A 12,238-nucleotide genomic window follows, 5' to 3' on the forward strand; every position below is an offset into this window, starting at 1 on the left:
GTGGCCGTGCACCGCCATCTGGCCGCAATAATTGACGGCCTGGGCTGCATGCCCGGTATCGCACCCTCTTCTGTAATCGACTGCCACCACTATAGCCGGCCAGGCGGCCCAGCGGGTACTGCCCTGCGCGTTCGCCCCGTGGCAGGTGCTTTGCTTTAGCGTCGTGCGGCATCCAGAATGAGCAGGACGGCCCAGCCTGGGCGTCCTGACGTCAGTCCAGACATTTACCTCCTGAGGTATTTATGAGTAACAACCTCGACCAGCTCACCGATTGGTTGAAAGAGCACAAGATCACCGAAGTCGAGTGTCTGATCAGCGACCTCACCGGTATCACGCGCGGCAAGATCTCCCCCACCAACAAGTTCATTGCCGAAAAGGGCATGCGCCTGCCCGAAAGTGTGCTGTTGCAGACGGTGACCGGCGACTACGTCGACGATGACATCTATTACGAGCTGCTCGATCCGGCCGACATCGACATGATCTGCCGCCCCGACGAGAACGCGGTATTCCTGGTGCCATGGGCCATCGAGCCCACCGCGCAGGTGATCCACGACACCTACGACAAGCAGGGCAACCCGGTCGAGCTGTCGCCGCGCAACGTGCTCAAGAAGGTATTGAAGCTCTACGCCGACAAAGGCTGGCAGCCGATCGTGGCGCCGGAGATGGAGTTCTACCTGACCAAGCGCTGCGAGGACCCGGACTTCCCGCTGCAGCCGCCCATCGGCCGCTCGGGTCGCCCCGAGACCGGTCGCCAGTCGTTCTCCATCGAGGCCGCCAACGAATTCGACCCGCTGTTCGAGGACGTCTACGACTGGTGCGAACTGCAGCACCTGGACCTGGACACGCTGATCCACGAGGACGGCACCGCGCAGATGGAAATCAACTTCCGTCACGGCAACGCGCTGTCGCTGGCCGACCAGATCCTGGTGTTCAAGCGCACCATGCGCGAGGCCGCGCTCAAGCACAACGTCGCCGCCACCTTCATGGCCAAGCCCATGACCGGCGAGCCGGGCAGTGCGATGCACCTGCACCAGAGCATCATCGACGTGAACACCGGCAAGAACATCTTCTCCAACGAAGACGGCAGCATGAGCCAGCTGTTCCTGCACCACGTCGGTGGCCTGCAGAAGTTCATCCCGTCGGTGCTGCCGCTGTTTGCCCCCAACGTCAACTCGTTCCGCCGCTTCCTGCCCGACACCTCGGCGCCGGTGAACGTGGAGTGGGGCGAGGAGAACCGCACCGTGGGCCTGCGCGTGCCGGATGCCGGCCCGCAGAACCGGCGTGTGGAAAACCGCCTGCCCGGCGCCGACGCCAACCCTTACCTGGCGATTGCCGCCAGCCTGTTGTGCGGCTACATCGGCATGGTCGAAGGCATCAACCCCAGCGCGCCGGTCAAGGGTCGCGGTTACGAGCGGCGCAACCTGCGCCTGCCGCTGACCATCGAGGACGCCCTTGAACGCATGGAGAACTGCAGCGCGCTGGAGCCGTACCTGGGCAAGAAATTCATCGCAGGCTACGTCGCCACCAAACGCGCCGAGCATGAAAATTTCAAACGCGTGATCAGCTCCTGGGAACGCGAGTTCCTGCTGTTCGCGGTCTGATAAACCCCGGGGCCGCAGGAGCGCGGCCGTCAGTCATCGGAGAAGCACATGAGCGTCAAGAACCCGCAAACCCGCGAGTGGCAAGACCTGAGTCGTGATCATCACCTGGCGCCGTTCAGCGACTACAAGCAGCTGAAGGAAAAAGGCCCGCGGATCATCACCAAGGCCAAGGGCGTGCACCTGTGGGACAGCGAGGGCAACAAGATCCTCGACGGCATGGCCGGGCTGTGGTGCGTGGCCGTCGGCTACGGCCGTGAAGAACTGGCCGAGGCGGCAGCCAGCCAGATGCGCGAGCTGCCGTACTACAACCTGTTCTTCCAGACCGCCCACCCGCCGGCGCTGGAGCTGGCCCGGGCGATCACCGAGGTGGCCCCTGCGGGCATGAGCCATGTGTTCTTCACCGGCTCCGGCTCCGAAGGCAATGACACCAACCTGCGCATGGTCCGCCATTACTGGGCGCTCAAGGGCAAGCCGCAGAAGCAGGTGATCATCGGTCGGGTCAACGGCTATCACGGCTCCACCGTGGCCGGCGCTGCCCTGGGCGGCATGAGCGGCATGCACGAGCAGGGCGGTACGCTGCCGGGCATCGTGCATATTGCGCAGCCGTACTGGTTCGGCGAAGGCGGTGACATGACCCCGGACGCGTTCGGCGTATGGGCCGCCGAGCAACTGGAGAAGAAGATCCTCGAGGTCGGCGAAGACAACGTGGCCGCCTTTATCGCCGAGCCGATCCAGGGTGCTGGCGGGGTTATCATCCCACCAGAAACCTACTGGCCGAAGATCAAGGAAATCCTCGCCAAGTACGAAATCCTGTTCATTGCCGATGAGGTGATCTGCGGTTTCGGTCGTACCGGCCAGTGGTTCGGTACCGACTACTACGGCCTCAAGCCCGACCTGATGACCATCGCCAAGGGCCTGACTTCGGGCTACATCCCCATGGGCGGCGTGATCGTGCGGGACGAAGTGGCGGCCGTGCTCAGTGAAGGCGGCGACTTCAACCACGGCTTCACCTATAGCGGCCACCCGGTGGCAGCAGCAGTGGCCCTGGAAAACCTGCGGATCCTGCGCGACGAGAAAATCATCGAGCGCGTTCAGGCAGAAACGGCACCGTATTTGCAGAAATGTCTGCGTGAGCTGAACGATCATCCGCTGGTGGGCGAGGTCCGTGGCCTGGGCATGCTCGGCGCGATCGAACTGGTCAAGGACAAGACGACCCGCACCCGTTACGAGGGCAAGGGCGTAGGCATGATCTGCCGCCAGTTCTGCTTCGACAACGGGCTGATCATGCGCGCCGTGGGCGACACCATGATCATCGCGCCGCCGCTGGTCATCACCTGCGAGGAGATCGACGAGCTGGTGGAAAAGGCACGCAAATGCCTGGACCTGACGCTCGAAGCGTTGAAGTGAGCAGGTGCTAGGCTCAGCCTTGGGTTGAATGGCGATCTGCGGCGCACTCTGGTTGAAACCGCGCCGTGGATCTTGCCAGACTAGCGACTGTTTCAGTCGCCCAGCGCTTGCGCCGAACGAGTCGGTCGCTGAACAGATGGTTTCTATAAAAAATTCTGGAGCATTACGCATGAAGAAAATGGGCAAGACGCTGTTGGCCGCTACCCTCGCGGGGTTGATGGCCGGTGCTGTTCAGGCGGACGACAAGGTGCTGCACGTCTACAACTGGTCCGACTACATTGCGCCGGACACCATCGCCAAGTTCGAGAAGCAGTCGGGCATCAAGGTGGTCTACGACGTGTTCGACAGCAACGAAACCCTGGAAGCCAAGCTGCTGGCCGGCAAGTCGGGCTACGACGTGGTGGTACCGTCCAACAACTTCCTGGCCAAGCAGATCAAGGCCGGTGTGTACCAGGAGCTGGACAAGTCCAAGCTGCCGAACTGGAAGAACCTCGACGAAGACCTGCTCAAGGCCGTGGGCGATGCCAGTGACCAGGGCAACAAGCATGCCTTCCCGTACATGTGGGGCAGCATCGGCATCGGCTACAACCCCGAGAAGGTCAAGGCCGCGCTGGGCGTCGACAAGATCGACTCGTGGGACGTGGTGTTCAAGCCGGAAAACATCGCCAAGCTCAAGAGCTGCGGCGTGAGTTTCCTCGACGCACCGACCGAAATGATCCCGGCGGCCCTGCATTACCTGGGCAAGCCGACCAACAGCAAGGACAAGGCAGACCTGAAGGCCGCCGAAGACCTGTTCCTGAGCATTCGCCCATCGGTGGCGTACTTCCATTCCTCCAAGTACATCTCGGACCTGGCCAACGGCAACATCTGCGTGGCCGTGGGTTACTCGGGTGACCTGGAGCAGTCCAAGGCCCGTGCCCACGAAGCGGGCGACAAGGTCAAGCTGGCCTACAGCATTCCGAAAGAAGGCGCCGGCACCTTCTATGACATGGTCGCGATTCCCAAGGACGCCACCAATGTCGAAGCAGCCTACAAGTTCATGGACTTCCTGATGCAGCCGGAAGTCATGGCCGAGATCACCAACGCCGTGCGCTTCCCGAACGGCAACAAGGCAGCCACCGCTCTGGTGGACAAGGACATCTCCGGCGACCCGAGCATCTACCCGTCGGATGAAGTGAAGAAGCACCTGTACGCGATCAGCGACCTGGATGCAGGCACCCTGCGCCTGATCACCCGCAGCTGGACCAAGATCAAATCGGGCAAATAAATCCGGTTTTTCCCGTCAGGCACTGAAAAACAGTGCCTGAACGGGGCTCGAGGGCAAATTCTTTTTGCTCGATGGGTGTATCGAAGGTAAGTTGCGCGCCGGTTTGCCGGTACCGCAGGCGTATCTGCCAAACGACTCGGGCACTTTTGTAGAGGACCTCCCACTTGTCTACTTCACATTTTCGCAAGGCCGTCCTGGCCACAGCGAGCCTGACGCTGGCGATCAGTGTCCAGGCGGCGCCCACGGTGCATATCTACAACTGGTCGGACTACATCGGCCAGACCACCCTTGCGGACTTCGAAAAGGAGACCGGCATCAAGCCGGTGCAGGACGTCTTCGATTCCAACGAAACCCTGGAAGGCAAGCTGCTGGCCGGTCGCACCGGCTATGACGTGGTGGTGCCGTCCAACCATTTCCTCGGCAAGCAGATCAAGGCGGGCGCGTTCCAGAAGCTCGACAAGACGCTGCTGCCCAACTATTCCAATCTCGACCCGGCCCTGATGAAGCGCCTGGAGAAGAACGACCCGGGCAACCAGTACGCGGTCCCCTACCTGTGGGGCACCAATGGCATCGGCTACAACGTCGAGAAGGTCAAGGCCGCGCTGGGCACCGACACCATCGATTCATGGGCCGTGCTGTTCGAGCCGGAAAACATCAAGAAGCTCTCCAAGTGCGGCGTGGCGTTCCTCGACTCGGCCGACGAGATGCTGCCGGCGGTGCTCAACTACATGGGCCGCGACCCCAACAGCACCAACCCCAAGGACTACGCCGACGCCGAGAAGAAGCTGCTGGCCATACGGCCCTACGTGACCTACTTCCACTCGTCCAAGTACATCTCGGACCTGGCCAACGGCGACATCTGCGTGGCCGCCGGCTTCTCCGGCGACGTGTTCCAGGCCAAGTCCCGCGCCGAAGAGGCGGGCAAGGGCGTGGAAATCGCCTACGCGATCCCCAAGGAAGGCGGCAACCTCTGGTTCGACATGCTGGCGATTCCCAAGGACGCCAAGAACGTCAAAGAGGCCCACGCCTTCATCAACTATCTGCTCAAGCCTGAGGTCATCGCCCAGGTCAGCGATTACGTCGGTTACGCCAACCCGAACCCCAAGGCTGGCGAACTCATGGACCAGAGCGTGCGAACCGACGCAGCGGTTTACCCACCGCAAGAGGTGCTGGACAAGCTGTACGTCAACTCAGAGTTACCCCCCAAAGTGCAACGTTTGATGACCCGAAGCTGGACCAAGATCAAGTCGGGCAAGTAACTATCCAGGGCCCGTCACGGCAGGGGCGGGCACCAAAATCTTGTTGGGAGTTTCACACATGGCAGTTGCCTCCGGTGCCTATAAGAAAGCCCTAGAAGGCGATCAGCAACCTAAACAGGTGCTGGTCAAGATCGACCGGGTTACAAAGAAGTTCGACGAAACCGTAGCGGTGGACGATGTGTCCCTGGAGATCAAGAAGGGCGAGATCTTCGCGCTGCTCGGTGGCTCCGGCTCGGGCAAGTCCACCTTGCTGCGCATGCTGGCAGGGTTCGAGCGCCCGACCGAAGGGCGGATCTTCCTCGATGGCGTGGACATCACCGATATGCCGCCCTACGAGCGGCCGATCAACATGATGTTCCAGTCCTACGCGCTGTTCCCGCACATGAGCGTGGCCGACAACATCGCCTTCGGCCTCAAGCAGGACCGCATGAGCAAGGACGAGATCGAGGCGCGGGTGGCCGAGATGCTCAAGCTGGTGCACATGACCCAGTACGCCAAGCGCAAGCCGCACCAGCTCTCCGGTGGCCAGCGCCAGCGTGTGGCCCTGGCCCGTTCGCTGGCCAAGCGGCCCAAGCTGCTGCTGCTCGATGAGCCGATGGGCGCGCTGGACAAGAAACTGCGTTCGCAGATGCAGCTGGAGCTGGTGGAGATCATCGAGCGCGTGGGCGTGACCTGCGTGATGGTGACCCACGACCAGGAAGAGGCCATGACCATGGCCCAGCGCATCGCGATCATGCACCTGGGCTGGATTGCCCAGATCGGCAGCCCCATCGATATCTACGAAACCCCCACCAGCCGCCTGGTGTGCGAGTTCATCGGCAACGTCAACCTGTTCGAAGGCGAAGTGGTCGAGGACGCCGAGGGCCACGCGCTGATCGCCAGCCCCGAGCTCGAGCGCAAGATCTACGTGGGCCACGGTGTGACCACCTCGGTCGAAGACAAGCGCATCACCTATGCGCTGCGTCCGGAAAAACTGCTGGTGACCACCGAGCAGCCGAGCTTCGAGTTCAACTGGTCCCATGGCAAGGTGCACGACATCGCCTACCTGGGTGGCCATTCGGTGTTCTACGTGGAGCTGCCAGGCGGCAAGATCGTGCAGTCGTTCGTCGCCAACGCCGAGCGCCAGGGCACCCGGCCGACCTGGGATGACCAGGTCTACGTGTGGTGGGAAGACGACAGCGGCGTGGTCCTGCGGTCATGACAGCGCGCAAGCTCAAGCGAGCGTTTCAGCGATTGATACCCGAAGGGCGTCACCTGGTGATCGGGGTGCCGTTCCTGTGGCTGTTCCTGTTCTTCATGCTGCCGTTCTTCATCGTGCTGAAGATCAGCTTTGCCGAAGCCGACGTGGCGATCCCGCCGTACACCGAGATCTTCACCTACCTCGAAGACAAGGTGCAGCTGGTACTCAACCTGGCCAACTATGGCCTGTTGACCGAGGACGAGCTGTACATCGCGGCCTACCTGGGCTCGTTGAAGATGGCCCTGATCAGCACGATCCTGTGCCTGGCGATCGGCTACCCGATGGCCTATGCCATCGCCAACGCGCGCAAGGAAATGCAGACCGTGTTGCTGCTGCTGATCATGATGCCGACCTGGACGGCGATCCTGATCCGCGTGTATGCGTGGATGGGCATCCTCAGCAACAACGGGCTGCTCAATGCCTTCCTGATGTGGCTGGGGCTGATCGATCAGCCGCTGCAGATCCTCAACACCAACCTGGCGGTGTATATCGGCGTGGTCTATTCGTACCTGCCGTTCATGATCCTGCCGCTCTACGCCAACCTGGTCAAACACGACCAGAGCCTGCTGGAAGCGGCGTCCGACCTGGGTTCGAGCACCTTCAACAGCTTCTGGAAAATCACCGTGCCGCTGTCCAAGAACGGCATCGTGGCCGGCTGCATGCTGGTGTTCATCCCGGTGGTGGGCGAGTTCGTGATCCCCGAGCTGCTGGGCGGCCCGGAAACCCTGATGATCGGCAAGGTGCTGTGGCAGGAATTCTTCAACAACCGTGACTGGCCGGTGGCATCCGCCCTGGCGGTGGTGATGCTGGCAATCCTGATCGTGCCCATCCTGCTGTTCAACCGCAGCCAGGCCAAAGAGATGGAGGGCAGGGCATGAAGCGTTTCAGTTTCTCCAAACTGATGTTGGTGGTAGGCCTGCTGTTCATCTACCTGCCCATGCTGATCCTGGTGATCTACTCGTTCAACGCCTCCAAGCTGGTGACGGTATGGGGGGGCTGGTCGGTGAAGTGGTATGTGGGCCTGCTCGACAACACCCAGCTGATGGGCTCGGTGATGCGCTCGCTGGAGATTGCCTGCTACACCGCGGTGGCCGCGGTGGCGCTGGGTACCCTGGCGGCGTTCGTACTGACCCGCGTGACCCGCTTCAAGGGGCGCACGCTGTTCGGTGGCCTGGTCACCGCACCGCTGGTAATGCCTGAGGTGATCACCGGTCTTTCGCTGTTGCTGCTGTTCGTGGCCATGGCGCAGATGATCGGTTGGCCGCAGGAGCGCGGCATCGTCACCATCTGGATCGCTCACACCACGTTCTGCGCCGCCTATGTGGCGGTGGTGGTGTCGGCTCGCCTGCGCGAGCTGGACCTGTCCATCGAAGAGGCGGCCATGGACCTGGGCGCGCGGCCGTGGAAGGTGTTCTTCCTGATCACCATCCCGATGATCGCGCCGTCGCTGGCGGCGGGCGGCATGATGTCGTTCGCACTGTCGCTGGACGACCTGGTGCTGGCCAGCTTCGTGTCCGGGCCGGGTTCGACCACCTTGCCGATGGAAGTGTTCTCGGCGGTGCGCCTGGGCGTGAAGCCGGAGATCAACGCGGTGGCCAGCCTGATCCTGCTCAGCGTGTCGCTGGTGACCTTCATGGTCTGGTACTTCAGCCGCCGTGCCGAAGAGCGCCGCAAGCGCGCGATCCAGCAAGCCATCGAAGAAAGCGCCGCGGATTCGTGGAAGCAGCCGGACGTGCGCCGCGCCACTGCGGCGCAGGTCTCGGCCTGATCTGAAAAAGTCATCGCGGGTCACGCCCGCTCCCACAGGTTTTGCGAACACCGCAGACCCCTGTGGGAGCGGGCGTGACCCGCGATGGGCTGCACAGCAGCCCTAGGGCACCAGCCGCAACGTTCCCTCGGTCTCCCCCGCCAACCCCATCAGCGCCCGCTGATACCTGCCGTCGATATAGTCCTGCGCCTGATCGGCATAGTGCCTGTCGAACACCACGCCGCTCTGCCCGAGCGGGTTGATGCTCAGCGCCGTCCCTGCATCGGCGAAATCGATCACGCGCCGCGTCGATGGCCCGTAGGTCACCGGCCACGGTGCCGGGCCGATTCTGGACGACAGGTTGTTCGGTACCTCATGCGCGCCCGGCGCCGCGAATGGCCCCACGTTGAACAGCAGGTTCAGCGGCTTCTGCGCACCCAGCGGGTGCCCGTGGGTCAAGGTGTGCGCCTTGCCCCACTGCCAGTTCGCCGGGTCCTTGCCCAGGGTGGTGCGCAGGTGCGCCAGGGTGTTGTCCCAGGCCAGCTTGACCACCGTTTCGCGGTCACTGTGCGCGTTGCTGCCCTTGCGCGCCCACCACTGCGAATCCACGTCCGCGGCCAGGCGCGGCAGCAAGGTATCCACCATGCGCGTCGACAGCAGCGTCTCGAACCATTCGTCACCGAGCTCGTCATGGGTGGCGGCGCGGGCGAATTCGTACAGCAGCTGGTTGAACAGCGTGGCGCTGGTCGATTCCACCGGGTAGTCGCCGCGCCACGCGGCCAGTTGCTCGACCAGCTCGCGCTCGTGTACGTCGGTGACCACCTGGCGCAGTACCGACAGCAGCGGTGTGAGCAGGTGCGGGCCATAGGCGGTGGCCGTGTCCAGCTGCAACGCCTGGCTGTTGTGCAGGTCCCACTTCACGCCGGGCGAGGCCAGGTTGTTGTTGAGCTGGCGGCCGCGGTCCGGCGGGTTGTAGTAGCCGGGGATGACCATGCCGGTGGGCGACACCGGCTGGAAGTTGGCCGAGACGATGTAGCCCGCGGCGGGGTTCTCCTGCTGCGGGTTGGCGCTGAACGGGTAGAAGCCGAGCTTGTCGGCCTGGGCCGTGCTGCCGTCGAGAATGAACGCCGGGTTCACCCCGTCCGGGCGGATCGGCAACTGCGCTGCCGCCCACCAGCCGATGTCGCCCTGTGCGTTGGCCCATACCAGGTTGAGGCCGGGGGCGTGGATCTTGGCGGCGGCCGCACGCATCCTGTCCAGGGTGTTGGCGCGGTTGATGTCGTAGAAGGCCTCCAGGATCGGGTTCTCGGTTTCCAGGAATGCCCACCACATAGCGATCGGCGTGCCGTTTTCATGCCCACTGACGGCGGGGTTGATGATCGGCCCGTGCGGCGAGCGGCGCAGGGTGAGGGTGAGCGGGTCTTCCCCCTTGATCCGGACCTGCTGCTGGGTGGAGGTGAGGTCGTGCCACTGGCCGTGGATCTTCACCTGTTCGGGATTGTCCGGGTTGACCTGCTCGGCGATCAGGTCGAGGTCGTCGTTCTGGAACATGGTCAGGCTCCAGCCGAACTCGCGGTTGTGTCCCAGCGAGGCGAACGGGTTCAGCGCCTGGTGGTAGCCGTACAGGTGAAAGCCCGGCGCCGACAGTTCGGCCTCGTACCACACCGACGGCACCGAGAAGCGAATATGCGGGTCACCCGCCAGCAGCGGCTTGCCACTGGCGGTGAGCCTGCCGCTGACAGCCCAGGCGTTGCTGCCCTCGAATTGCGGCAGGCCCGCATCGCCCAGCGCCTGGTGGCTGACCTGGGCGATGCGGCCCAGCCTGCGCCAGTCGGCGGCAGCCAGGTGTGGCGGGGTCTGCACCGCGCCTTCGGGGTCCCAACCCAGGTCGAAGTCGCTGAGGTAGTACTTGCCCAGGTGATCGCGCACGTAGGTCAGCAGCGGCTCGGTACGAAACGCGGCGGCGAAGCTGTAGGCCATGAACCCTGCGATGCTCAGGGTGTCCTCGGCGGTGAACGGGCGCGGTGTGATGCCCAGCACATCGAACTCCACGGGCCTGGGGTGCGAGTCCTGCCAGGCGTTCACGCCCTCCAGGTAGGCTTGCAGGGCCAGCCAGGCCGGGGATTGCCTGTCCTGGCGGGCGACCATGCTGCGCGCCTGCTCGGCAATGCGCAGGCTGCGAAACAGGGTGTCGGTCTCCACCAGCTTGGGGCCCAGTACCTCGGCCAGTTCGCCATTGGCCAGGCGCCGGGTGATTTCCATCTGGAACAGGCGGTCCTGGGCGTGCACGTAGCCCAGTGCGCGGTACAGGTCGGTTTCGTTCTGCGCCTGGATGTGCGGTACGCCGCGCTGGTCGTAGCGCACGCTCACCGGCGCCTGCAGGCCGGCCACGGTGACTTCGCCGGTGCGTTGCGGCAACTTGCTGTGGGCATACCAGTAGCCGCCGCCGGCGACGGCGGCGATGAGCACCGCAAGAAGGGTAAGGCTGCGTTTCATCGGGGCTCCTTGTGCGAGGATCGTTCCTTGCCCTGGCCGGTCAGATGTTCGGCACAGGATAGACCCTGCAACTTAACCCATCCCAGGAAGCCACGGTCCGATGAACCTCAGTGAAAAGCAGAAAATGCTCGCCGGCCAGCTCTATCATGCCGGCTGTCCCGAGCTGCAGGCCGAGCAGATCGCCAACAAGCACTGGATGTACCGCTACAACCATTCCCCCGAACTGCTCAACGAGCAGCGTCATGCCCTGCTGGTCGAGCACTTCGCCAAGGTGGGGGCAGGCGCGGTGATCCGGCCGCCGTTTCATTGCGACTACGGCTACAACATCACGCTGGGCGCCAACGTGTTCGTCAACTTCAACTGCGTGATCCTCGACGTGGTGCAGGTGCACATCGGCGATGACTGCCAGATCGGCCCCGGTGTGCAGATCCTCACCGCCGACCATCCGCGCGATCCGGCCATCCGCCGTTCGGGGCTGGAGAGCGGGCGCCCGGTGAACATCGGCAGCAACGTGTGGATCGGTGCCGGTGCGCTGATTCTGCCAGGGGTGAGCATTGGTGATGATGCGATCATCGGCGCGGGCGCAGTGGTGACCCGCGATGTGCCGGCGGGGGCGACAGCGATGGGCAATCCGGCACGGGTACGCTAGCCGGCCCAGGGGCAATAGCAGCCCACCGCCAGGGTGTGGGTGGCGTTCACGCTGCGGCCCTGGGTGAGGGCCAGCAGAATGGGCTCGATGAAGCTGTTGCTCGAATTGCACGTGGCACCCTCGCTGTAGGGGCCGAAGTAGGCGAGCTGGCCGTTGCGGTCCCAGATCGCTACCGCAGGGCTTGCCGGCAGGTGCTCGGCGCCGGGCAGATCGGCCAGTGGCTTGAGCGCGCCGAGGGTGGCGGGCAGTTGGCCGTGGGTACCGGGCTTTTGCACCACGTAGAACTCCACGCCCTGGGCGGCGAAGTGCTCGGTCAGCTCGGCCAGGTGCTGCTGGTTGCCGACGTTGCAGGGGCAGGCCGGGTCCCAGAAGTGCACCAGGCGGACGGGGCCGGGGCCGGCGATGTCTTCCGGCAGGCGCAGAGTGTCGCCGGCGAACAGTGCGGTGTGGTTGTCGAAGGGGCGCAGGTAGCGGCCCTGGAAGCTGCCGTAGGCCCACCACAGGCCGGCGGCGCAGAGGAGCAGGGTGAGGCCGGTGAGCAGGTGGCGGGGCATCGGGGGTACCAATTCTGG

At 63.6% G+C, this 12,238-nt stretch carries 10 protein-coding genes; 8 read left to right on the forward strand and 2 right to left on the reverse strand.

Features of this window, described 5'->3' with window-relative positions; genetic code table 11:
- The first annotated feature begins 242 nt into the window (after positions 1–242).
- The 7 genes from V9K84_RS23070 to V9K84_RS23100 all read left to right on the forward strand — a co-directional run bounded on the left by V9K84_RS23070 (position 243) and on the right by V9K84_RS23100 (position 8,542).
- Entirely contained in the window at positions 243–1,601 is a 1,359-nt protein-coding gene (locus V9K84_RS23070; protein ID WP_043863424.1) for a glutamine synthetase family protein, read from the forward strand.
- Positions 1,602–1,649: 48 nt separating this feature from the next.
- Entirely contained in the window at positions 1,650–3,008 is a 1,359-nt protein-coding gene (locus V9K84_RS23075) for an aspartate aminotransferase family protein (protein ID WP_088514626.1), read from the forward strand.
- Positions 3,009–3,177: 169 nt separating this feature from the next.
- On the forward strand, positions 3,178–4,275 hold the full coding sequence (locus V9K84_RS23080) for a polyamine ABC transporter substrate-binding protein (RefSeq protein ID WP_043863426.1): 1,098 nt from the start codon (positions 3,178–3,180) through the stop codon (positions 4,273–4,275).
- A 164-nt stretch (positions 4,276–4,439) separates the two neighbouring features.
- Positions 4,440–5,534 carry a polyamine ABC transporter substrate-binding protein gene (locus V9K84_RS23085; RefSeq protein ID WP_043863427.1) on the forward strand — a complete coding sequence of 365 codons (1,095 nt, stop codon included), beginning with the start codon at positions 4,440–4,442 and terminating at the stop codon, positions 5,532–5,534.
- Between the two features lie 58 nt (positions 5,535–5,592).
- Positions 5,593–6,735, forward strand: coding sequence for a polyamine ABC transporter ATP-binding protein (gene potA, locus V9K84_RS23090; protein WP_043863428.1), 1,143 nt, complete (start codon positions 5,593–5,595; stop codon positions 6,733–6,735).
- Positions 6,736–6,770: 35 nt separating this feature from the next.
- Positions 6,771–7,652 (forward strand): ABC transporter permease subunit, encoded by an 882-nt coding sequence (locus tag V9K84_RS23095; protein ID WP_173925095.1) that lies wholly within the window; start codon positions 6,771–6,773, stop codon positions 7,650–7,652.
- Complete coding sequence (locus V9K84_RS23100) at positions 7,649–8,542, forward strand: ABC transporter permease subunit (protein WP_043863430.1); 894 nt, start codon at positions 7,649–7,651, stop codon at positions 8,540–8,542. Before V9K84_RS23095 ends, V9K84_RS23100 begins: the two co-directional genes overlap by 4 nt.
- 102 nt (positions 8,543–8,644) lie before the next feature.
- On the opposite strand, the gene V9K84_RS23105 is transcribed toward V9K84_RS23100, so the two are convergent.
- The gene (locus tag V9K84_RS23105; RefSeq protein WP_088514627.1) at positions 8,645–11,017 is read right to left on the reverse strand and encodes a penicillin acylase family protein; all 2,373 of its coding nucleotides are present in this window, start codon (positions 11,015–11,017) and stop codon (positions 8,645–8,647) included.
- Positions 11,018–11,117: 100 nt separating this feature from the next.
- Between V9K84_RS23105 and V9K84_RS23110 the strand changes: the two genes are divergently transcribed.
- Entirely contained in the window at positions 11,118–11,666 is a 549-nt protein-coding gene (locus tag V9K84_RS23110; protein WP_043863432.1) for a sugar O-acetyltransferase, read from the forward strand.
- On the opposite strand, the gene V9K84_RS23115 is transcribed toward V9K84_RS23110, so the two are convergent.
- Positions 11,663–12,220 carry a DUF6436 domain-containing protein gene (locus tag V9K84_RS23115; RefSeq protein ID WP_088514628.1) on the reverse strand — a complete coding sequence of 186 codons (558 nt, stop codon included), beginning with the start codon at positions 12,218–12,220 and terminating at the stop codon, positions 11,663–11,665. The genes V9K84_RS23110 and V9K84_RS23115 overlap by 4 nt on opposite strands.
- Positions 12,221–12,238: the final 18 nt, after the last annotated feature.

This window comes from Pseudomonas sp. AE27 (assembly GCF_037113495.1).
GTDB classification, from domain to species: domain Bacteria; phylum Pseudomonadota; class Gammaproteobacteria; order Pseudomonadales; family Pseudomonadaceae; genus Aquipseudomonas; species Aquipseudomonas palmensis.

Excerpts from the sequence above, each read along its gene's own strand:
- potA (WP_043863428.1), top strand. The coding sequence starts at position 5,593 with ATGGCAGTTGCCTCCGGTGCCTATAAGAAAGCCCTAGAAGGCGATCAG.
- V9K84_RS23115 (WP_088514628.1), bottom strand. The coding sequence starts at position 12,220 with ATGCCCCGCCACCTGCTCACCGGCCTCACCCTGCTCCTCTGCGCCGCC.
- V9K84_RS23105 (WP_088514627.1), bottom strand. The coding sequence starts at position 11,017 with ATGAAACGCAGCCTTACCCTTCTTGCGGTGCTCATCGCCGCCGTCGCC.
- V9K84_RS23080 (WP_043863426.1), top strand. The coding sequence starts at position 3,178 with ATGAAGAAAATGGGCAAGACGCTGTTGGCCGCTACCCTCGCGGGGTTG.
- V9K84_RS23110 (WP_043863432.1), top strand. The coding sequence starts at position 11,118 with ATGAACCTCAGTGAAAAGCAGAAAATGCTCGCCGGCCAGCTCTATCAT.
- V9K84_RS23100 (WP_043863430.1), top strand. The coding sequence starts at position 7,649 with ATGAAGCGTTTCAGTTTCTCCAAACTGATGTTGGTGGTAGGCCTGCTG.
- V9K84_RS23070 (WP_043863424.1), top strand. The coding sequence starts at position 243 with ATGAGTAACAACCTCGACCAGCTCACCGATTGGTTGAAAGAGCACAAG.
- V9K84_RS23075 (WP_088514626.1), top strand. The coding sequence starts at position 1,650 with ATGAGCGTCAAGAACCCGCAAACCCGCGAGTGGCAAGACCTGAGTCGT.